At 37.5% G+C, this 21,707-nt stretch carries 16 protein-coding genes and 1 tRNA gene; 10 read left to right on the top strand and 7 right to left on the bottom strand.

Annotated features, from left to right (window positions below; genetic code table 11):
* Nucleotides 1-15: 15 nt before the first annotated feature.
* The 3 genes from A8B35_RS16485 (at nucleotide 16) to gltX (ending at nucleotide 5,856) form a co-directional block, all read left to right on the top strand.
* On the top strand, nucleotides 16-1,239 hold the full coding sequence (locus A8B35_RS16485) for a 3-deoxy-D-manno-octulosonic acid transferase (RefSeq protein WP_075603524.1): 1,224 nt from the start codon (nucleotides 16-18) through the stop codon (nucleotides 1,237-1,239).
* A gap of 402 nt (nucleotides 1,240-1,641) precedes the next feature.
* Nucleotides 1,642-4,203 carry an adenosylcobalamin-dependent ribonucleoside-diphosphate reductase gene (locus tag A8B35_RS16480; protein ID WP_075603523.1) on the top strand — a complete coding sequence of 854 codons (2,562 nt, stop codon included), beginning with the start codon at nucleotides 1,642-1,644 and terminating at the stop codon, nucleotides 4,201-4,203.
* Between the two features lie 132 nt (nucleotides 4,204-4,335).
* Complete coding sequence (gene gltX, locus A8B35_RS16475) at nucleotides 4,336-5,856, top strand: glutamate--tRNA ligase (protein WP_075603522.1); 1,521 nt, start codon at nucleotides 4,336-4,338, stop codon at nucleotides 5,854-5,856.
* A 140-nt stretch (nucleotides 5,857-5,996) separates the two neighbouring features.
* Here the strand turns inward: gltX and A8B35_RS16470 are convergent, their stop codons facing one another.
* Together A8B35_RS16470 and A8B35_RS16465 are read right to left on the bottom strand one after the other, a co-directional pair.
* A complete protein-coding gene (locus tag A8B35_RS16470) occupies nucleotides 5,997-6,878 on the bottom strand; it encodes a family 16 glycosylhydrolase (RefSeq protein ID WP_075603521.1) in 882 nt (293 codons plus the stop codon).
* Nucleotides 6,879-7,241: 363 nt separating this feature from the next.
* Nucleotides 7,242-8,024, bottom strand: coding sequence for an outer membrane beta-barrel protein (locus A8B35_RS16465; RefSeq protein WP_075603520.1), 783 nt, complete (start codon nucleotides 8,022-8,024; stop codon nucleotides 7,242-7,244).
* Between the two features lie 135 nt (nucleotides 8,025-8,159).
* Between A8B35_RS16465 and A8B35_RS16460 the strand changes: the two genes are divergently transcribed.
* The 5 genes from A8B35_RS16460 to A8B35_RS16440 all read left to right on the top strand — a co-directional run bounded on the left by A8B35_RS16460 (nucleotide 8,160) and on the right by A8B35_RS16440 (nucleotide 12,663).
* Entirely contained in the window at nucleotides 8,160-9,023 is an 864-nt protein-coding gene (locus A8B35_RS16460; RefSeq protein WP_075603519.1) for a helix-turn-helix domain-containing protein, read from the top strand.
* Between the two features lie 495 nt (nucleotides 9,024-9,518).
* On the top strand, nucleotides 9,519-10,379 hold the full coding sequence (locus A8B35_RS16455) for a nuclear transport factor 2 family protein (protein ID WP_075603518.1): 861 nt from the start codon (nucleotides 9,519-9,521) through the stop codon (nucleotides 10,377-10,379).
* Nucleotides 10,380-10,498: 119 nt separating this feature from the next.
* The gene (locus A8B35_RS16450) at nucleotides 10,499-10,849 is read left to right on the top strand and encodes a hypothetical protein (protein ID WP_139314920.1); all 351 of its coding nucleotides are present in this window, start codon (nucleotides 10,499-10,501) and stop codon (nucleotides 10,847-10,849) included.
* 108 nt (nucleotides 10,850-10,957) lie between these two features.
* Nucleotides 10,958-11,815, top strand: a complete 858-nt coding sequence (locus A8B35_RS16445; RefSeq protein ID WP_083634491.1) for a protein-ADP-ribose hydrolase — start codon at nucleotides 10,958-10,960, stop codon at nucleotides 11,813-11,815.
* Nucleotides 11,812-12,663 (top strand): SIR2 family NAD-dependent protein deacylase, encoded by an 852-nt coding sequence (locus A8B35_RS16440; RefSeq protein WP_075603516.1) that lies wholly within the window; start codon nucleotides 11,812-11,814, stop codon nucleotides 12,661-12,663. The genes A8B35_RS16445 and A8B35_RS16440 overlap by 4 nt, the downstream gene beginning before the upstream one ends.
* 269 nt (nucleotides 12,664-12,932) lie before the next feature.
* Here A8B35_RS16440 and A8B35_RS16435 read toward each other — a convergent pair whose 3' ends face one another.
* The 4 genes from A8B35_RS16435 to A8B35_RS16420 all read right to left on the bottom strand — a co-directional run bounded on the left by A8B35_RS16435 (nucleotide 12,933) and on the right by A8B35_RS16420 (nucleotide 19,875).
* Nucleotides 12,933-13,778: a hypothetical protein gene (locus A8B35_RS16435; RefSeq protein WP_075603515.1), complete on the bottom strand. Its 846-nt coding sequence runs from the start codon at nucleotides 13,776-13,778 to the stop codon at nucleotides 12,933-12,935.
* A 639-nt stretch (nucleotides 13,779-14,417) separates the two neighbouring features.
* Nucleotides 14,418-15,035: a uridine kinase gene (gene udk / locus A8B35_RS16430; protein WP_075603514.1), complete on the bottom strand. Its 618-nt coding sequence runs from the start codon at nucleotides 15,033-15,035 to the stop codon at nucleotides 14,418-14,420.
* Nucleotides 15,036-15,195: 160 nt separating this feature from the next.
* Complete coding sequence (locus tag A8B35_RS16425; RefSeq protein ID WP_075603513.1) at nucleotides 15,196-17,766, bottom strand: phosphoenolpyruvate carboxylase; 2,571 nt, start codon at nucleotides 17,764-17,766, stop codon at nucleotides 15,196-15,198.
* 399 nt (nucleotides 17,767-18,165) lie between these two features.
* The gene (locus A8B35_RS16420) at nucleotides 18,166-19,875 is read right to left on the bottom strand and encodes a glutamine--tRNA ligase/YqeY domain fusion protein (RefSeq protein ID WP_075603512.1); all 1,710 of its coding nucleotides are present in this window, start codon (nucleotides 19,873-19,875) and stop codon (nucleotides 18,166-18,168) included.
* A gap of 249 nt (nucleotides 19,876-20,124) precedes the next feature.
* Between A8B35_RS16420 and folB the strand changes: the two genes are divergently transcribed.
* Nucleotides 20,125-20,481, top strand: coding sequence for a dihydroneopterin aldolase (gene folB / locus A8B35_RS16415; protein ID WP_075603511.1), 357 nt, complete (start codon nucleotides 20,125-20,127; stop codon nucleotides 20,479-20,481).
* Nucleotides 20,482-20,615: 134 nt separating this feature from the next.
* A tRNA-Cys gene (locus A8B35_RS16410) sits at nucleotides 20,616-20,687 on the top strand.
* Between the two features lie 426 nt (nucleotides 20,688-21,113).
* On the opposite strand, the gene A8B35_RS16405 is transcribed toward A8B35_RS16410, so the two are convergent.
* Nucleotides 21,114-21,512 (bottom strand): NUDIX hydrolase, encoded by a 399-nt coding sequence (locus A8B35_RS16405; protein ID WP_075603510.1) that lies wholly within the window; start codon nucleotides 21,510-21,512, stop codon nucleotides 21,114-21,116.
* Nucleotides 21,513-21,707 lie beyond the last annotated feature (195 nt).

The following is a 21,707-nucleotide window of genomic DNA, read 5'->3' as shown; positions in this document are numbered from 1 at the left end:
CTAGTTTAATAAGATATGTTGCTCATCTATAATTTAGGAATTCAGTTTTTCGGTTTTGTATTGCGTGTTTTGGCACCATTTAAAGATAAGGCTAACAAGCTTCATCATGGTAGAAAAGAGACTATGAAGGCAATAGATAGCCTCAGTCTTAAAGAAAAAACCATTTGGATTCATTGTGCATCATTAGGAGAATTTGAGCAAGGAAGGCCTATTATGGAGGCAATTAGACAGAAGGATGCATCCCAGAAAATAGTACTTACCTTTTTTTCGCCCTCGGGTTATGATGTACAGAAAGACTACGAGTATGCTGATTATGTTTTTTATTTGCCTGCAGATAAGCCCATGTTGGTTAAGCGTTTTATTTCAGCCATTAATCCTCGAAAAGTAGTCTTTGTTAAATATGAGTTTTGGTATCACTATCTAAAAATACTATCAAATCTTAATATTGAGATATACTCTGTATCTTCAATATTTCGCCCGGAACATATCTTCTTTAAGTGGTATGGAGGTTTTAATAGAAATATGCTGACTTTTTTCACAAAGCTTTACGTGCAAGACCAACAATCAGAGAATTTATTACAGTCTATTAATATAGGTAATGTTGAAGTTGCAGGTGATACGCGTTTTGATCGTGTATACGAAATATCTAAGAATGCAAAGTCCTACCAATTGGTAAAAGAGTTTACAAGTGATTGCAAGGTGATCATAGGTGGTAGTTCATGGCCTGCAGGCGAAAAGTTATTAATAAACTATATTCATAAAAATCCAAATGTAAAGCTACTCTTAGCTCCTCACGAAATCCATGAAGATCATATTGCTCAAATTGAGTCGCAGCTGAATGTTCCAAGTATACGCTATACCAAGGCAGAGGGAGTTGACTTGTCAGAGATTCAGGTTTTGATTGTGGATACAATGGGTATGCTTTCCTCAATGTATCAATACGGAACCATCGCATATATTGGAGGAGGTTTTGGCAGTGGTATTCATAATACAATTGAAGCAAGTACCTTTGGGTTACCAGTTTTGTTTGGGCCAAAATATAAAAAGTATCAAGAGGCGTGTGATCTGATTGAATTAAAAGGAGCTTTCTGTATTAACAACCAATCAGAGTTTGATAAGAATGTAAATACCCTTCTAAATGATAGCGTTGTTTTAAACAGTGCTCAAGATGCCTCAAAAGATTACGTTACTAAAATGCGTGGTGCAACTCAGGCAATTCTATCAAAACTTTTAGAGTAGACCGTTAGTCGTAAATCTTCTTTTTTATAGATAATTATTGAGATGTGTTTATTACTTTTCCATATTTTGGAAGGCAAAATCTTGTTATAGGAAATTAACCATTTTTGGGTCTTATTTATAAAAAAATCACCATACACTCTCTATTTATATATTCCAATAGTTGGAAGTTATTTGTTGATAACTGTTGATAAAAAATACTTTTCGGACAACTTTATAGTTTTTTAAAAAACATAAAGGGTTGTATAGTAGGATTTAAGATTGTGTTTTTGGACAACTTTGTGTTGTGTTTAAAAGTTATCCTTGCCAAAAATAGTTCCCTTCATTACATTTACAACATACAAAATAGCAACAGCCAATTTTTATAATCACAACAAAATAAGATACTTAATAAATTTCGATACTATGGCAGTTTCACAAATCGGCAAAAAAAACGATGAAAAAACATCTCTCTACACAAATGATGATGCATTCGAAGCAGCATTAAAATATTTTGAAGGTGACGAGCTAGCAGCACGTGTTTGGGTTAACAAATACGCACTGAAAGATTCAGATGGTAATATCTATGAATTAGATCCTAATATGATGCACCGTCGTTTAGCTTCTGAAATTGCTAGAGTCGAAAAGAAGTATGCTAATCCAATGTCGGAAGATGAGTTGTTTGAATTGTTTGATCGATTTAAATACATAGTTCCTCAAGGTGGACCAATGGCAGGGATTGGAAATCAATTTCAAATTGGATCGCTATCTAACTGTTTTGTAATTGGTAATGATGGAAAATCTGACTCTTACGGAGGTATTATGAAAATTGACCAAGAGCAGGTTCAGTTAATGAAACGTAGAGGTGGAGTAGGGCATGATTTGTCACATATTCGTCCTAAAGGTTCTCCTGTTAAGAACTCTGCCTTAACTTCAACAGGTATTGTGCCTTTTATGGAGCGTTACTCAAACTCTACTCGTGAGGTTGCACAAGACGGTCGTAGAGGTGCATTAATGTTAAGTGTATCAGTTAAGCATCCTGACTCTGAGTCATTTATTGATGCCAAGTTAGAGCAGGGTAAAATAACAGGAGCCAATGTATCTGTAAAAATAGATGATGGATTTATGCAATCTGTTGTTGATGGTACGCCTTATGGTCAACAATATCCAATAGATTCTAAAAATCCAAAATATACAAAAGAGGTTGATGCCAACTCATTGTGGAATAAAATTGTTCATAATGCATGGAAATCAGCTGAACCAGGTATCTTATTTTGGGATACTATTATACGTGAGTCGGTACCAGATTCTTATGCTGATTTAGGTTACGGAACAGTATCAACTAATCCTTGTGGTGAAATTCCATTGTGTCCTTACGATAGCTGTCGATTAATTGCGGTTAACTTATATTCGTATGTTAACGACCCATTTACAGATAAGGCTAAATTCGACTTTGAGAAATTCAAAAAACATGTGGGTTATGCCCAACGTATCATGGATGATATTATCGATCTTGAATTAGAAAAGATTGATGCTATTATTGCAAAAATAGACGAAGATCCTGAGTCTGAAGAGGTAAAGGCTGTTGAAAAGAATCTATGGATTAACATTCGTACTAAAGCGGAAGAAGGACGTCGTACAGGAGTTGGTATCACTGCAGAAGGTGATATGTTAGCTGCTTTAGGATTACGCTATGGTAGTGATGATGCTGTTGATTTTTCTATTCAAGTACATAAAGAATTAGCTCTAGCTGCATATCGCTCATCTGTGAGTATGGCTAAAGAGCGTGGTGCATTCCCTATTTTTGATGCTAAAAAAGAAGCAGAAAATCCTTTCATCAATCGTTTGTTCGAGGCTGATCCTCAGTTGGCAAAAGATATGAAAACTTATGGCCGTAGAAATATTGCCTTATTAACTATTGCTCCTACGGGAACTACTAGTTTAATGACACAAACCTCTTCAGGTATTGAGCCGGTGTTTATGCCAGTTTACAAGCGTCGTCGTAAGGTAAATCCTAATGATGCTGAAGTAAGAGTTGACTTTATTGATGAGGTTGGCGATAGTTGGGAAGAATATGTTGTATTCCATCATAAGTTTGTTACCTGGATGGAAGCAAAAGGGTATTCAACAACTAAAAATTACACGCAAGAAGAGTTAGATGTTCTGATAGCTGAATCTCCATATTATAAGGCTACTTCTAACGATGTAGATTGGTTGAATAAAGTACGCATGCAAGGAGGTGTACAGAAGTGGGTTGATCACTCAATTAGTGTAACCATTAACTTACCTGCTGATGCTACTGAAGAGTTGGTTGGTAATCTTTATGTTGAGGCTTGGAAAAGCGGATGTAAGGGGGTTACTGTTTATCGTGATGGTTCTCGTGCCGGAGTTTTAGTAGCTGATACTAAAAAGGAGGAAGAGAAAGAAGAGAAGGTGTTAACTACAAAGAAACGTCCTGTAGAGTTGGATGCTGATGTGGTACGTTTCCAGAATAATAAAGAAAAGTGGATTGCTTTTGTAGGTTTAATAGATGGTAGACCTTACGAGATATTTACAGGTCTTGCCGATGATGAGGATGGTATTTTATTACCAAAGTCTGTTCAAAGTGGTATGATTATCAAAAATAGAGACGAAGATGGTACCTCACGTTATGATTTCCAATTCGAGAATAAGCGCGGTTATAAAACAACCATCGAAGGCTTAAGTTATAAGTTTGATAAGGAGTATTGGAACTACGCAAAATTAATTTCAGGCGTATTGCGTCACGGAATGGCTATTGCCGATGCAATTGATTTGGTTTCGGGATTACAATTAGATAGTGAGTCTATTAATACATGGAAGAATGGTGTTGAACGTGCACTTAAAAAATATATTCCAGACGGAACAAAAGCTAAAAAAGGAACTTGCGAAAACTGTAAATCAGAAAACTTAACTTATCAAGAAGGTTGTTTGATCTGTCATGATTGTGGTTCATCTAAATGTGGATAATTTAGGTATTTAAGATATAATAAAGTAAGCGGATTGGTTTTTAACCTTTCCGCTTTTTTCTTTTATACCAACTCTTATCAATACACCTTTGTAGTATCTGTTTTTCAATTATCTTTGCAAAAAAAATAAGATATGACTGACAGAAAGGTAAGAGTTCGTTTTGCCCCAAGTCCAACAGGACCATTACATATAGGTGGCGTTCGTACAGCGTTATTCAATTATTTATTTGCCAAAAAGCACGGTGGCGATTTCATTCTTCGTATCGAAGATACTGATCAAACCCGATTTGTTGAAGGAGCAGAAGCATACATCAACGAATCTCTTGGGTGGTTGGGTATGACCATTGATGAGGGTGTGGCACAAGGCGGCGAGTATGGCCCATATAAACAATCGGAGCGCAAAGAAATTTACCTTTCTTATACCGATCAATTAATTAACGACGGTTGGGCTTATTATGCCTTCGATACAGCCGAAGAGTTAGACGCTTTACGCGAAAAAGCCGAAGCCGAAAAAAGTAAGTTTTCGTACGATATGCACACGCGTAAAAACTTACGCAACTCACTTTCGTTATCAGCCGATGAGGTTAAGCAATTAATTGCCGACGGAACACCTTATGTGGTTCGTTTTAAAATGCCCGAGGATACCGAAGTTAAAGCAACAGATTTAATTCGTGGCGAAGTAAAATTCAACACCTCAATTCTCGATGATAAAGTAATCTTTAAGTCAGATGGTTTACCAACCTATCACTTGGCCAATGTGGTCGACGATTACAAAATGAAAATATCGCACGTTATTCGTGGCGAAGAGTGGTTACCATCAATGCCACTGCACGTAATGTTATATAAAGCTTTAGGATGGGAGAACGAGCGCCCTGAATTTGCCCACCTGCCATTAATTTTAAAGCCTACCGGAAACGGAAAACTAAGCAAGCGCGATGGCGATAAAGCTGGTTTCCCAGTATTCCCAATCGAGTGGCGCCCTGAAGGTGGCGAAGTAGCCTCAGGATATCGCGAGTCGGGTTATTTGCCCGATGCTGTTGTAAACCTATTGTCGCTATTGGGTTGGAACGATGGTACCGAGAAAGAAATTTTCACTATGGATGAGTTAATACAAGCCTTCTCTTTGGAGCGTGTTAATAAGTCAGGTGCACGTTTCGATCCCGAAAAAGCCAAGTGGTTCAACCACCAATATTTGGTGTCAAAATCCGACGAGGAGATCTATACTTTATTTGAGCCAATCTTGGCCGATAAAAGTGTATCAGCCGATAAAACTTTGGTGATCCAAGCCATTGCATTGGTAAAAGAGCGCGCTACTTTTGTGGCCGATTTATGGGAGCAAACCTTCTTCTTTTTCCAAGCACCGGTTGAGTATGATGCCAAAGTGGTGAAGAAACGATGGAAAGGCGATGTGCCAGCTTTCATGACTGAGTTACCTGCTGTACTTGAGCAAGTATCTGATTGGAATGCCGATGCCATTAAAGAAGCCATTGCAGCGCAAATCGAAGCCAAAGGCTTAGGTTTTGGATTGGTGATGAATGCCTTCCGTTTGGCCTTAGTAGGTGGTGGTTTCGGTCCTGATTTAATGACTATTGCTGAACTTATTGGTAAAGAAGAAACCATTGCACGCATCAACAGCGCAGTGGCCAACATCTAAAAATACTAAGAGTACAATAAAACATATAAGCCTTGAAGAATTCGTTCTCCAAGGCTTATTGTTTTTTGATGTAATATCAATTCTGTTATTATGTAGAATTAGTATAATGCTCTTAAATAAGTTGCTGCCTAAGTCTGTTTTTACTTATCTTCTAGTTTCCACGATCTCACCCAGTCATAGTAGGTCGTGCGATCTTGGAGGTTAAAGTTCATACCACCACCTTCGGGAACCGGATTCCAATCGTAAGTTTCTACCACCATTCTAAGATGCATTTCTAGGTCAAAATCGGCAGGAGGTGCTGTAGTACCAAGCAATTCTCCATCTAGGAAAAAAAGAATCTCACTTTTACTTTTCCACCAAACCGCATAAACATGGAAATCGTCTGTTACCAATCCATTTTTCAAGTTCCCTTTTACAGGCGCAGTTCCTTTTTTGTAGTCACATCCCTCCGGAATATTTCGGCTGTGGTTGTTGGCGTTCATTCTCTCGTTAAATCCTTGTAGCCATTTTCCTTTTCCAGTTATGGTTCCAACACACTCTTGTATATCCAGCTCCGTAGTTCGTTTATCGCAACCTTTTTTGCCTCTCGCACTATTAATAAGCCAAAAAGTTGAAGACATAAATGTTTTGTTGGCTTTCATTCTAGCCTCAAAATAGCCATACGTAGTCCCCGTTCTTGAGCCCACATAAGCTCCACCATGGGTATAAGTTTTATTGTTTTTAACAACAGAGTCTTTGAGTAAACAGGTTTCTGCATGAAGTAGTCCGTCTTTAAGCTTAATATTTTCAGCTAAGAAGATACCGGGAGGGCGTCCAATCCATCCTTGTCCGGAGATTTGCCATTTTTTTTCATCAATTTCATCACCATTAAACTCATCCGACATTTCTTCAATAAGTACCCATTTTTTGTCTTTGGGTTTTGGATCTTCACCTCGTTTAAAGGTGGGGGTTTTTTGTGCAAAGCAAATTGCTACACTGCACATTAAAACTAGTGTTGATAGGGTTTTTAATTTTGTCATCATTAAAAATAATAATTATAGTAAACGATGTAAATATAGATTTAATATATATGGTACGCTAACCTTGGTTTTAATAAAGCAGGGGGGAGTGTAAGTAAAATACATGGGTAAAAACTGTAGCAAACCGCTATAAAAACAATTTAATACTTGGAGAGGAAATATTTATGAATAATGCGATTATGGTGTGCCCTCGTGAAAAACTCGGGTCGCGCTTTCCGCTATATCTTTGTTTCGCCAAAGGGGGCTCACAAAGGATGCCGCTGCAATCGCTCACACAAGTACCTACTAAAACAAGAATGTGTATTTATAAGTAGCTATTATTTATGTAACAAATACTTTAGAACTGCTTAATGTTTTAAGTGTAAGCTAGTATTCAATAAAACGAATTCCATATCCGAAACTTACATATGCATCTGTAGTTTGGTAATTATATCCATTTAATTTGTTAACGCTAAATATATCTGTAAACGAAGCGTTGTAAGATATAAATAAGAATCCTCGTTTCATATTATAATTGAGCTCAGCAAGTCCGCTTATAATTACTGGGCTTGCATAGTCGAAATCAACTTTGTCTGTTTCTTGTTTTACAGCATCGATTTCCATTTGATTAAAAGGGTATTCGTTCAACAGTTTATTGTTACTATCTTCTATCCAACTGTTGTATTTAATTTTAGAGTAAATATTGAACCCAGGTGATATTCCAAGTTTTATAGAAAATCTTCTTATTGGAGTTATTCTAATGGCTAAAGGTAGTTCAATATATCTTAGTTGGTATCTAATAAATTCTTCTTCACTACTACTTCCACCATTACTATAAACTTTATAAACCTGGTTGCTTGCACGTGTGTACTCTTCACCTTTGTGTGTATACTGTAAATCGGCTTGTAGTGCCAAGTAATCATTAAAATCGTAGCCTATAAATCCGCCAAGCTGTATGCCTATGTTACCAACTTTCTGAAATGGGTTGGAATTACCAGTTTCTTTTAGTGCCACAGGATCTGTCCATGGGCCTACATCTGAATCAAAGTTGTTATTTAGTAGGCCAAGTTTAAAGCCCCAATTAATACCCTCAAAGTGTTGTTGTGCAATTGAAGTGTGAGTTACAAAGCAGAGTACCCCAATAATAAGGTATTTGAAATGTGAGAACATAATAATAGATTGTTTAGGTATTACAATTTTGCGTAAAATTAATTTTTTTATGTTCATTTCAAATCTGTACTTATATCTACTTTGGCTATAAGTAGTTTCTTTTGTTTTTCTACCTTTATCTATAAATACAGAACAATGGACGACATCATAAAAAGATATCACTTTAAAGAAGGCCTCAATCACGAATTCGAGATTTTGGATTTGGAAGAAATTCTTTCTCGTAAAAAGGAAATGATGACTGTTGCGCATCGTGCACAGTTTTACCATATTTTATGGATTGAGAAGGGGAGTGGTACACATTACGTTGATTTTAGTCCGGTTGAAGTGGAAGACAATACCGTAATATTTGTAGCCCAAAACAGTGTTAATAAGTACGACATTAACTGTAACTACCATGGCAAGTGTATTATTTTTACCAATACCTTCTTTTGTAAAAACCATCACGATTTGCAATATCTAAACACCAGTATGCTGTTTAGCGATTTGTATCAAACCGCACGGTTTAAAATTAGTATGCAAGCAGCAGGGTTAAAAGCCTTGGTAAATGCCATTGAAACCGAGTTTATCAGAGAGACCGATAGTGCGCAGAATATGATATTGCATAATCTCTTGCATGTATTTATGCTCATCTCCGAACGCGAAATGCGCAAGCAAGGATTTAAAGAACTAGCCCCAAGTGCCAATCTTGATTATGTGGTTTTATTTAAAGATCTGTTAGAACAAAACTTTAGGCAGGAGAAGTCCGTTCATTATTATGCCTCGGAGTTAAGCCTTTCCGATAAGCAGCTAAACAAGGCATGTAGTGCCTTGCTTGCCAAAACCCCAAAGCAAATTATTGATGAGCGTGTAGTGCTCGAGGCCAAGCGATTGTTGGTGCATAGTAATCAGGCTATAAAGGAAATTGCTTATGAGCTAGGCTATGATGAACCCACTAACTTTATAAAGTATTTCAGAAAACACGCTAATGCTACACCTTCAGAGTTTAGAGAAAATAACTAATAGAAATCAAGAATTGAAAATGTTTATTTAGAGCGCCTTGTTTTGTTGGCCTCATTTTTAAATGACTTTTGTTTGTGTTAAAACTTTAGTAAGACTGGGAAGCTGAGAGCTTTGCTCGAAGATCACCCAGCCGCACTTAAGTTTTAGCATAATAAAAAAGATATTTAAAAAGCAGCCTTGATGTTTTTTCCTTAGTTTTTGTCATCAAGAACAAAAAGTAAGTCAGGGTTTAAGGGATGAAATCCCTTAGTGCTTATTAACAAAGCACAACTTTGGATTCATATTTTATAATTACTAATCAAAAGCAGCATCATTAAGCCAATGGTTCTGCTTTTTTTTGTGCTAATATTCTAACATCACACGTCATTCATCCCCAAAAATAAACCCTTGGCGCAAATCTATCATTTAAGGGCTCAAACTTACCTTTATCGACTTTGCTTATTGCCGCATCTTTGTAATGTAAATAATTGATAACTCAAATTAAAACAATTGATCATGAAAACATTAACAGTAGCATTAAGCATTTTAGTAGTAGCATTCTCATCGCTAAGCGCAATAAATAATAACAATAAAAAATCTAAACAAATGGAAATCTCAAACAAAGAAAAAGTAGTAGCATTAATAAAAAGTATAGAAACAGGCGATCCTTCGGCAGCTGCCTATATTAACCCCAATAAATACATACAGCATAACCAAGGCGTAGCAGATGGTTTAGCCGGATTTGGCGCCGTTCTTCATGCCTTGCCCGAAGGTAGTGCCAGAGCCAATACCGTTCGTGTTTTCGAAGATGGCGACTATGTAATTGCACATACCGAGTATAACTTTTTTGGACCCAAAATAGGTATCGATATATTTCGTTTCGAGGACGGTTTAATTGTTGAGCATTGGGATAATTTGCAAGAAATAGCTCAAGAAACAGCATCGGGCCGTACCCAAACTGATGGAACAACAAAAGTAGTTGACCTTGATAAAACAGCGGCCAATAAAGAATTGGTAAGCAAGCTGATAAAAGATGTTTTCTTTGGTGCCAACCCTGATAAAATTACCGAGTATATTTCAACAGAACAGTATTTGCAACATAATCCAGGTATTAAAGATGGACTAGCAGGTTTAGGCGAAGGACTACAATCACTAGCCGAAGCAGGTATGCCAATGGTGTTCGAAAAAAATCATATCATTTTAGGCGAAGGAAACTTTGTACTATCTGTTTCTGAAGGAATATTTATGAAAGAGAAAGTAGCCTTTTACGATTTATTCAGAATAGAAGACGGAAAAGTAGTAGAGCATTGGGATACCATTCAAAAAATTGTACCCGATTCAGAAGCTAAAAACACCAACGGTAAGTTTAACTTCTAATATTACGAATACATAAGAGCTGATCTCGCACAAGTTAGCGAGGTCGGTTTTTCTATATCTTAGATTATTTTCATCAATTGCTTATGATTCTCCTTGTCATTATATTACTCATAATTCTTGTGTCATATTTCGCAACGCACAATCAAAGCAGATACATAAAGCTAGGAAGGTTTGTGGGAAGTAAGCAGCAGGTAATTGGGCATCATAATTATTATATTGAGGAAGTTAAATTTAAAAGTTCGCACGAATCGTTACATAATTTCTATCAAATAGTTTATGATATAGCCAAGTACAACAAAGTACTAGAGGTAAAATACGATTTATACGATTGGACCCACGCTATTTACCGTTTCGAAGATGCTACAATTGGTTTAAGTAACTTACGAAGTTTATCAAAAGTACGGTTGGTAAAAAGTGAAATCCCACTTTCCATCGACGAATTTGAATTAGATAATCCAGGCTTAAAATAATGCTCATATGAAACGAACATGTAAATTTAATTATCCAAATTACACACAAGAGGATGATTAAATTTATTTGAGAGTTCCATGTGACTATTGAAAAATAAATTTGAACACATGAAACAAGCACTTACAATTAGCGATTATGCAAATCAAATACATCTGCATTCGCCCTATATTGCATCAACTCCAAGTGGTAAAAGCAAAGAAGCCCTGCTTAACTCTTTATTGTTAGCATTAGGCCTTGAAAGTGCTCCTACTTATGCCGATAAACGACGAGCGCTACATGCTAAATTAAATACACTGCATCCACAAGTTTTAGATGCGCAGAATATTGAAACACTCAATCAGTTACTTCAGTTAGAGCTTAACGAAAAGCAAGTAATCAGTGCCAATTCTACAGCCGTATTAAATAATATTAAGGGCACAGCACTTAGTGTTTGGCAGGGCGATATTACCACTATAGCTACCGATGCTATTGTAAACGCAGCCAATAGTCAAATGTTAGGTTGTTTTAGTCCTTTGCATGCCTGTATCGATAATGCCATACATAGTGCAGCGGGCGTTCAATTGCGCGACGATTGTAATACTATTATGCAGCTTCAGGGCTTCGATGAGCCAACAGGGGCCGTAAAAGTTACGCGTGCCTATAATTTACCTTCAAAATTTGTGTTACACACCGTAGGACCTATAGCCAATGGCAATGCTAGTCCTCAGCACCGCTTAGCACTTGCCAAAGCCTACGAAAGTTGTTTGCAAGCATGTGCTGAAATGCCGCAGATAAACAGTATTGCTTTTTGCGGCATATCAACCGGAGTATTTGGTTTTCCCGCTCATATTGCTGCACAAATAGCAGTAAATACAGTTGGTCAGTGGCTTCATAAACATCCCAACACCATAAATAAGGTGGTATTCAATGTTTATTCCCATGCCGATAATGAATTGTATAAACCTTTAGTAGCCAACGCAAAATGATAGATAAACAAATAATTGAACAAAGCATAGCTCGTATTAAAGCGGCCGATAAAATTATTATAGGCGCAGGATCTGGCCTATCAACAGCCGCCGGATTAAATTATGGAGGAAAGCGTTTTCAAGATAATTTTGCCGATTTCATCAGTAAATATCCCTTAAGCGATATGTACTCCGCAGCTTTTTACCCCTTCGCTACACCCGAAGAACGATGGGCATACTTTTCGCGTCATATTCTAATAAATCGTTTCAATGCTCTGGTTGGGCAACCTTATAAAGACCTACTAGAAGTGGTGCAACACAAAGATTATTTTGTGCTAACTACCAATGTAGATGCGCAATTTCAAAGAGCAGGATTCAATACCAGCAAGCTATTTGCCACGCAAGGCGATTATGGCATGTTTCAGTGTTCCAAGCCCTGCAACAATACCTTGTACCACAACCATAAAATGGTAAACGATATGGCAGCGCAGCAAAGCCACTGTAAAATACCCAGTGCGCTCATACCAATTTGCCCCAATTGTGGCGAAGCCCTAGAGCCTCACCTTCGCAAAGATCAGTACTTTGTAGAAAACGACGATTGGCATACGGCCAACAATAATTACATCAATTATGTACGACAAATAAAGCAAGAAAAGGTAGTGTTTCTTGAGCTCGGCGTAGGTTTTAATACACCATCAATAATCCGTTGGCCCTTTGAGCAATTATCAAAGCAGCTTACAAACGCATGTCTCATACGCGTAAATATGGACGATGTGCAGGCCAACTACCAAATATCCGACCAGAGCATTCTGTGCCAAGGCGATATTGCCGAATTTATCACCGGCATAAAAAAAGGAATCCTCCAATAAATAAATGGTTTCATTATTATAATTATGGTGTGCCCCTCGTTAATAACCATGTAAGTAACTCTCATCCATGGTTAACGCGGGTCGCACTTTCCGCTATATCTTTGTTTCGCCATAATGGGCTCACAAAGGATGCCGCTGCAATTGCTCACACTCCGTCTGCAAGCTTATGCTTTTATTGCACGTATTGCAAATTGGCGCGAGCGTGGTAAGTTGTTCAGAGTGTTTTGTAACCATCTCCAAGGCACCTGTATGGGAGTTACTCTAATTACTTAAAAGCACCAACCAAACCTAATGCCCATAGTAAGCGCTAGCGGAAATTCATCAACAGCACCAATAAAAGCTTTATGAAGTCCATGTTCAGTATCGTCATTACCAAAGCCATAACCAAAGCCAATAAAGGTATCCACCACAAAGCCGTTGTCAATTACCCACTGCTTACCAAAGTTTAATAATATAGCAAACATTAGGTTTGTTTCTGTGGGTGTACTGCTATTGTAATTATACCCACCTCCATAACTATCGTAACCACCATTATAATCGTAATAATAGTAGTACTCATCAAATTGGTAGTACGAAATGGCTATTTCAGGCCTAATATAAGCACCCTTTAACAGATGTGCATATCTTTGACCGCGTAAATAATAATCGGGGCTTTTAATAAACTTGTAGCCTATTTTTGCAAATACACCCTGGTCGTTAGTATCATCCATATCGTAGCCAACACCTATTATACCTATTGCAGCCTCAATACTTCTACCCGGAGCTAAACTGCGTTCATAGCTAAAGTTTAAACTATTAAATAAAGGAGATAGGAAATTGACCTTTAGAAGGTTTTTATGATTCTCGATGTATTTTTCAGGGTCGTTAATGGCTTTAGTAAAAGTTAATTCTTTACCATTTTCTAATAAAATTTTGCTTACATCAGCTTTGTCAATCCCAAATAATATGGTTTCACTTACATCAGGGTTCGTGTATTTAATTTCGAGGTCGCCAATTTCTTTTACAATGCCAAATATTGAATCATTATTGGTTTTTATTAAAAGATCTTGAGCATTAATTTGGCTAGCGGATAGCATAACTATTAAGCATAAGCTTAGCTTTTGCAGTAGTGACATAGAATAAGGTTTATTTGTTTAGGTTATAATATTTAGTTGTGAGACAATTATAGGGATGGTCACACGTATTGGTTTATTCTTTAGAATAAATATTTCTGCGATACGATTACAAATCAGCGCGAATGGGGAGGGTAGGGTTAACCATTTTAAACATCAATTTTATTAAGTAAATACCCCGCTAGGTATTTGGCGTAGAAAAAAAGCAGGCACATTTTCAGATGTCGCTGCAATTGCTCACACAAGAATAGATGGTATAAATAATTTAGTGACGATTAAACTTGAACTATTGCGAAACATCAATTCTTTAAACTAAGATAAGTTTACCTATATGTCCTATTCTGTTTATTAATGTGAGCAGCCCAATGCTTGACTGCAGAAGCGAGTTGCGCCAATGTAAATGGTACTCCGGTTAAGGTAAGGTGTTTTTGTATTGGATGAAGAAGGTCTTGTATACATTGCGGAATGCTTTGCATTCAATGCAGAACGCCTTGTAAGCACTACGAAATGGCTTGCAAGGAGTACCTATCCCTTTGCAAAACTTACACAATAAGTTGTAAGGAGTGCAGAGGGCTTTGTAACTATTTCCAACATACTTGTACCGGAGTATATGTTCTAACACAAATAATGATAAGTAGTATACTAAGAATACTTTTCAATATTCTGTTGTAAGTACTCCTTCAGCATATTTATGGCTACAGTATTATTTCCACCTTGTGGCACTATAATATCAGCATAGCGTTTTGTAGGCTCAATAAACTGGTTATGACTAGGCTTTACCGTTCTTTTGTAGCGCGATAATACCGCCTCAACATCACGACCGCGCTCTACAATATCGCGTGAAATAACTCGCGATAAGCGATCATCAGCATCGGCATCTACAAATATCTTCAGATCCATTAAATCTCTCAGAGGTTTATGATTAAGAATAAGAATACCCTCTAATATGATCACTTTACAAGGTTGTACCTCAATAACTTCGGCCTGACGCGTGCAGGTGAGGTAGGAGTAGGTGGGTTGCAAAACCGTATTTCCATCCTTTAGCGCCTTTAGTTGATCCACAATTAAATCAAATTCGATACTATCAGGATGATCAAAATTAATTTGCTTTCGTTCCTCCATCGGAATATGACTACTATCTCTATAATAGGAGTCTTGCGGTATAACGGTTATTTGCGCTTGCGGCAATTGTTCAATAATCTTTTTTACCACCGTTGTTTTTCCACTTCCAGTTCCTCCTGCTATCCCTACTACTAACATGCAAATTTTATTGTTTTGATTTAAAGTCGCAAAAATACTAAAAGCAATGATACTAGCCTATAGTTCTTTGTTAAGGAAATTAAATTGCGGTTTGCTTTGGGTAAAAAAAAGCGGAGCTACTTGTTTGTAACTCCGCTTTTGTATTTTAAAAACTTATTGTTTACGCTGAATTTCTACTGGCATTGATGTTACCAAACATGGCGCGAATAACCATTTTCTCGAATGCTTCCAATGGAATTTCTTCGTTGCCATTTTTGGCTTCCTGAATTTTCATTAGGGCGTATTGTTGTATAATTAAAAGAGGTAATACAACGCGCTCGCGCAACTGAATACTCATTTGGCTACGCTTGTTATCGTCGAGCAGCTCGGGCATTTCAGAAACTTTTAATACCATTTCTTTGGTAAGCTCAAATTCGGCTAATAGCGATTTCCAGAATTCGCCATATACCTTGTTGTTGGCCAAATAACTGGTTAGCTCAAAGCTTGTTTTCTTCATACTCTGCATGCTGTTGGCAAGTAGTGTTTTAAAGAAAACCGAATCGTTGTATAGCTTCTTAACCTCGTCGAGATTTCCTTTTTCTTCTTGCTCTTTAAGGGCAGTTCCTAATCCGAAGAAGCCTGGTACGTTTTGTTTCAACTGACTCCAAGCACCCACGAATGGGATAGCACGTAAATCGTCGAGCGTAATTTTACCGCCGCCACCACGCTTACTTGGTCTACTACCAATGTTGGCTTTTCCGTAGTGGGTAAGTGTACTCACCTCTTCAAGATAAGGTAGGAATAGCTCGTTCTCTTTAAGCGAAATGTATTTTTTGTAACTCGCCTCTGCCATTTCTTCGATAAACTGATGTTGCGTATCGTCTACTTGGTTTTGAGGCTTGCTGTATAATTTATTGCTTAATCCGGCCGAAATTAAATAACCTAAGTTATGTGCCGCAGCTTCTTTAATACCATAGTGCGAGCTAATGGTTTGCCCTTGAATGGTTAATTGAATTTGGCTGCTTTCGATGTTTTTACCCATGGCCGCATAAAAACGGTGTGCATTACCACCACCACGAGCAGGAGGTCCACCACGTCCGTCGAAGAACATTACTTCAACATCGTTATTACGCGATGTGGCTGTGATGCTTTCTTTGGCCGAGAAAATAGCCCAGTTGGCCATTAGGTATCCACCATCTTTGGTTCCATCAGAGAAACCTAGCATTACAGTTTGCTTGTTGTTGCGCTCCTGTAGGTGCTTTTTGTAGGTAGGATTAGAATATAATATTTGCATGGCATCGCCGGCAAATTTAAGGTCGTCGATGGTTTCGAAAAGCGGAACAATATCAACGTTAAGAGCTTGATAGCCCCATCCGCAAATGCGCAATAGTGCCAACACACGGGCCACATCAATTGGTCCACGACAGTTACTAATAATGTAACGGTGCGCACCCATTTGTCCGTTTGTTTTCTGAATTTCTTTGATAACACCAAACGATGCTACGGTATCTTTAACAATGTCATCTTCAAATACGGTGGCATCAACAGCACCCTTGGCGTTCATGAGCAATTGTATTTGCTCTTTCTCGTCCAAGTCAAAAATATTGGCCGGAAGAATATCAGGATATTTCTTAATAACCTCCTTAAGTGCATTGGCAATAATACGGCTATCCTGACGGATATCGATACTAGCCATGTGGAAACCGAACTGCTGTACTTTGCGTTTAAACGATTGTAGTTTTTCTACAAATAGGCCTTGGTGTTCTTCGATGATAGCAGTTTCTATCACCTCAATCTTAGCCATTAAATCATCATAACAAACATTGTTTTTACCATCGGCATTGCCTAATTCTGCTTTAAGCATTTCTTCAAGTTCAACAATTTTATCGTGTACACCAGCAAAAGTAATTCTGCGTTTTAATTCACGTACATCGTTATAATAACATTGTGTGGCTGTATTGCGCAGTTTGTAGGCAACTTCTTTGGTTGTGTCAACAGTTACAAATGGGTTACCATCTCTATCGCCACCAGGCCAAAAGCCTAATTGAATAAATTGGTTGTTTGCAGCAAGGGCATCTTGGTAGTCCTCCGCTGTTTTATCCAGTAACTCGCCAATGGCAGGGTAAAAAGTATCTTTCAGGTAAAATGCCAAACGGTTTGCCTCGTCGAGTGGAGTAGGCTTAATTTTTTGGAAGAATGGTGTTTTACCTAACTGTTGCAATAGGTCTCTTATTAAACCAACTTCGCCTGCTTTAATGGCTTCCATTAAATCGGTAATAATGGCCAATACCTGCGAAGGGTAGAATTGCGTAGGATGCGCCGTAAGTACTATGCGTACACCAAACTCTTTAATAGCCTCTGCTAACTCGTCGGTTAAACCGGCTTTTTTAACTCTATCCGACATGGTAGCGTATGAGTTTTCGCCGTTAATACGGTGAATTTTGTTATACGCAGCATCTTCAAGTGCATCAATTAATACAATTTGACGCTCTATATATTGGATTACCTTGAATAGGAAGTCGTTCTTTTCGTCTTCGTTATATATTGCTTTGTGATCTTTAAAGAATTTATCAATGATGCTAACCGGGTCAACACCTTCTTTTAAACCTTTAACGCAATCTTTATACATTAGCGGGATTAAGTTCCCTGCTTTTTCTACTGCTTCAAGTTCAAGCGAAAGAAATAAACTGTTGTACAGTTGATATTTCAGTTCAATCTCTTCTTGATAGGATTTTTCAATTTGAGTGCTCATGTGGTAATTGTTTTTATTTCAAATGAAATACTGTTTTTTGGTATTATATACTCTATTAGCTTTTCGTGCTAAAAGAGCTATGTACAAATCTAAATACTATGTTTTTGTAATGCAATGCTATTGTTTATCAAATAGGTTAAATATTTGAACGAATTGTTAATATTCTTCATTAATAATATCAATCATTTGATGGTGTTTTTGCTATAAATAGCATCTGTTACCTACCTAAACAAATAAACCGCTTACTAGTTTAATGGGAGGCTTTTATAAATTTCCGCAATGATAATATTTAGTGATTGTTTCTTTGCTGACTTTCGGCAGGTGTTGTGATTTTGTGGGTATAAACGAAACAAGGCCAGCGAAACGCTAGCCTTGTTGTAAAATATGGTGTTTTATTCTTTACTTCTTTTTAGCCCAACCGTCTTTTAAGGCAACGGTTCTGTTAAAAATCAATTTGTCGCTTGTTGAATCTTTATCAACACAGAAATAACCTACACGCTGAAATTGGAATTGATCCAATGGTTTTGCCTCTGTTAACGAAGGCTCAACCTTAGCTGTGATGGTTTTTAACGAATCTTTATTGATAAAATCTAAGTGATCGGCATCCTTTTGTGCTGCCGGAGCCTCGTGATTATATAAACGATCGTAAACTCTAACCTCAGCATCAACTGCATGAGCGGCAGAAACCCAGTGGATTACTCCTTTAATTTTACGATCTACGGTTGTTGCTCCACTCTTAGTTTCAGGATCGTAAGTAGCATATAGCTCTTCTATATTTCCGTTCTCATCCTTTTTTAAGCCTGTACAGGTAATTGCATAAGCTGCTTTTAAGCGCAACTCTTTACCAACAGTTAAACGGAAGAACTTTTTAGGTGCATCCTCCATAAAATCGTCACGCTCAATATATACCTCACGTGAGAATGGTAGCTTACGCGATCCCATCGACTCATCTTCAGGGTTGTTGATAATATCAACATACTCTTCTTGTCCTTCTGGGTAGTTGGTGATGATTAATTTAATAGGATCAACCACAGCGTTTACACGTGCTGCTTTTTTATTTAAGTCTTCGCGAATACAGCTTTCTAGTAAGGCAACATCAATAACGCCATCTCTACGAGCTACACCAACTTTATCAGCAAATGTGCGGATTGATTCAGGAGTATATCCTCTTCGGCGTAAGCCAGAAACGGTAGGCATACGTGGGTCATCCCATCCTGAAACAATATTTTTTTCCACTAGCTCTAGTAATTTACGCTTACTCATAACTGTATAGTTAAGGTTTAAACGCGCAAATTCTATTTGTCGTGGTCTTACTCTATCTTTTAGGCTTGCATCGGCCTCAATAATTTGTGTTAAAAACCAATCGTAAAGTGGTCTGTGTACTTCAAACTCTAGTGTACAGATAGAGTGCGTAATGCCTTCGATAAAATCTTCTTGTCCGTGCGCAAAATCGTACATAGGGTATACACACCACTTGTCGCCAGTACGGTGATGATCGCTATGAATGATACGGTACATTAAAGGATCGCGCATGTGCATATTTGGCGATGTCATATCAATTTTAGCACGCAATACTTTTTCTCCTGCTTTGAACTCACCATTTTTCATGCGTTCAAACAAGTCGATATTTTCTTCTACTGAACGATTTCTAAACGGACTTTCGGTACCCGGTGTTGTTGGCGTTCCTTTTTGGCTAGCGATAGTTTCTGCCGATTGGTCATCAACATATGCTTTGCCATTTCTAATTAAGGCAACAGCCCACGCGTATAACTGATCGAAATAGTCAGAAGCAAATTTAGCTTCGCCAGGCCAATCAAAACCTAACCATTGCACATCTTCTTTAATGCTATCTACATACTCCACATCTTCCTTAACCGGATTTGTATCGTCGAAACGCAAGTTACAAGCGCCACCAAACTGCTGACCTAAACTAAAGTTAAGACAAATAGATTTTGCATGTCCAATGTGTAAATATCCATTTGGTTCAGGAGGGAATCTAGTTAAAACTGCTCCTCCGTTTTTATTCTCGGCCAAGTCTTTATCTATCTCTTGATGGATAAAATTTGTTTTTACTGTTTCCGATGAGGCGTCTACTTGCTCTTTGTTCATAGGTGCTATATCGTGTGTTTATAATCTAAATTAAAATGAAACATCAGAGCTTAATATATGTTAGCTCTTTTGTTGACTTGCAAAAATAAAGCTTTTGCCATTATAATGGGATGATTTTTTACCTAAATAATATTAATTACATAGCTAATAAGTCATTTATTTATGATTCTAGGCTGTTTTTATAGTGGAAGTTGATTTATGAATGCGTAAATATTTTAAATAACTTTGTGAAGTAATAAAAAAACAAATATGCAAAAGGGAATAATTGAGCTTGAGGAGATGGAGTTTTATGCATACCATGGTTGCTTTAAAGAAGAGCAAGTGGTAGGTAATCGTTTTATTGTTAATATCGCAATTTCAGTGGATGTAACTAAGGCTATGAAAAGTGATAGTATTTATGACGCGCTGAATTATGTTGAGGTTTACGAGATAACAAAAGAACAAATTAAACAGAACTCGCATTTATTGGAGCATTTAACCGATAGGATTGTAACTGCAATTAAAGCAAAGTTCGATTATATTGATTGGTTGCGTGTAAAAGTTTCAAAAATGAACCCTCCGATGGGTGGGCAAATGAAGGCGGTTAGTGTTACTTTAGAGCGATAATTCGCGAGGCTAGAACTTTTTTTGCCTAAATAGGTGCTGATTCAGAATGGGTTCGGAGTTCTGCTTTTAAAAAGTGAATATATTGTTTGGTAGTGGCATAAATATTTACTTATTTTGCCAACCGAAACAAACAGGGTTCCTTGGCCGAGTGGCTTAGGCACTGGTCTGCAAAACCAGTTACGGCGGTTCGAATCCGCCAGGAACCTCAAAAGTTTAAAGGCTTGAAGTTATTACTTCAGGCCTTTTTTTATGCAATTAAGTGTAGCAAAATCCGCGCCTGCGGAGGAGTGCTTTAATATCAAATGTTTTTATTGCTTTGCTTAAGAATTCTGGATTGTGATTCTTTGGTTTTTTGGAATGACTTAAGGGTAGATTTAAAGGCCTTAGAAATTGCATAGGTATGGCGTAATTTTTCCTTACCTATGCAATTTTTTTTCCATAGGTAAGGAATTTTTATTGCGTACCTATGGAATATTTCTTCCGTAGGTAAGTAGTTTTTGTGGCGGCCTTATGGCTTATGCAGGCTTGGCTTAGCAATTGGAGCGGCATCCTTTGCGAGCCCATTATGGCGAGTAAAGATATAGCGGAAAGTGCGACCCGCAGGGGAAGCCCCTAATATTCATTTATAGTTATTAATCTATTTCTCCTTTTTGTTTTAGGAATTCGAATATCTTTTTGCTGGCTTCGGAGATGATATCGAGATTGGAATTATTTAACCATCGGAGCTCTTCAATTTCGTTGGCTGGTTTTAAGTTACCCGTATATTCGGCGGTATAACAAGTAATTTTCACCAAAACATCTTCTGCTTTTCCATCGGCGGGGGCCTTAAAGGTACCGAGGTATTTAATGGTATTTGTGTTAATATTTATGCTCAGTTCTTCGTGTAACTCTCTGGTGAGGGTTTGTTCATCTGTTTCGCTGGCTTCTCTTTTTCCGCCGGGTAAATAGAATTTTAGTTTTCCTTTGGATCTTACGTGAAGTATTTGTCGGTTTTTAATTTCGATGAGTGCTATTTTATCAATTTCTTTCATTTTGTGTGTTTTTTAATTGGTGTTTGGTCGTGCGTTAAAGGGCACTAATATAAGATATTAAGTCTGTTGTCAATAATGTGTTTTTGGGCCGTGTTTAGCGCTCAAAAAAGTACTGAATTAGATGATTTAAATAATTTTTAGTCTTAAATTAGAGAGAACCGACAAGATAAAAACATTATTGTATAGAACCTCAAC

It is taken from the genome of Saccharicrinis aurantiacus (genome assembly GCF_001660705.2).
Lineage (GTDB): Bacteria > Bacteroidota > Bacteroidia > Bacteroidales > Marinilabiliaceae > Saccharicrinis > Saccharicrinis aurantiacus.
This window is presented reverse-complemented; position numbering and strand designations above follow the sequence as displayed.

Coding starts and splice junctions, on each gene's coding strand:
- A8B35_RS16485 (WP_075603524.1), top strand. CDS start 16: ATGTTGCTCATCTATAATTTAGGAATTCAGTTTTTCGGTTTTGTATTG.
- folB (WP_075603511.1), top strand. CDS start 20,125: ATGCAAAAGGGAATAATTGAGCTTGAGGAGATGGAGTTTTATGCATAC.
- A8B35_RS16470 (WP_075603521.1), bottom strand. CDS start 6,878: ATGATGACAAAATTAAAAACCCTATCAACACTAGTTTTAATGTGCAGT.
- A8B35_RS16420 (WP_075603512.1), bottom strand. CDS start 19,875: ATGAACAAAGAGCAAGTAGACGCCTCATCGGAAACAGTAAAAACAAAT.
- A8B35_RS16435 (WP_075603515.1), bottom strand. CDS start 13,778: ATGTCACTACTGCAAAAGCTAAGCTTATGCTTAATAGTTATGCTATCC.
- A8B35_RS16460 (WP_075603519.1), top strand. CDS start 8,160: ATGGACGACATCATAAAAAGATATCACTTTAAAGAAGGCCTCAATCAC.
- A8B35_RS16455 (WP_075603518.1), top strand. CDS start 9,519: ATGAAAACATTAACAGTAGCATTAAGCATTTTAGTAGTAGCATTCTCA.
- A8B35_RS16445 (WP_083634491.1), top strand. CDS start 10,958: ATGAAACAAGCACTTACAATTAGCGATTATGCAAATCAAATACATCTG.
- A8B35_RS16405 (WP_075603510.1), bottom strand. CDS start 21,512: ATGAAAGAAATTGATAAAATAGCACTCATCGAAATTAAAAACCGACAA.
- gltX (WP_075603522.1), top strand. CDS start 4,336: ATGACTGACAGAAAGGTAAGAGTTCGTTTTGCCCCAAGTCCAACAGGA.
- A8B35_RS16465 (WP_075603520.1), bottom strand. CDS start 8,024: ATGTTCTCACATTTCAAATACCTTATTATTGGGGTACTCTGCTTTGTA.
- A8B35_RS16425 (WP_075603513.1), bottom strand. CDS start 17,766: ATGAGCACTCAAATTGAAAAATCCTATCAAGAAGAGATTGAACTGAAA.
- udk (WP_075603514.1), bottom strand. CDS start 15,035: ATGTTAGTAGTAGGGATAGCAGGAGGAACTGGAAGTGGAAAAACAACG.
- A8B35_RS16480 (WP_075603523.1), top strand. CDS start 1,642: ATGGCAGTTTCACAAATCGGCAAAAAAAACGATGAAAAAACATCTCTC.
- A8B35_RS16440 (WP_075603516.1), top strand. CDS start 11,812: ATGATAGATAAACAAATAATTGAACAAAGCATAGCTCGTATTAAAGCG.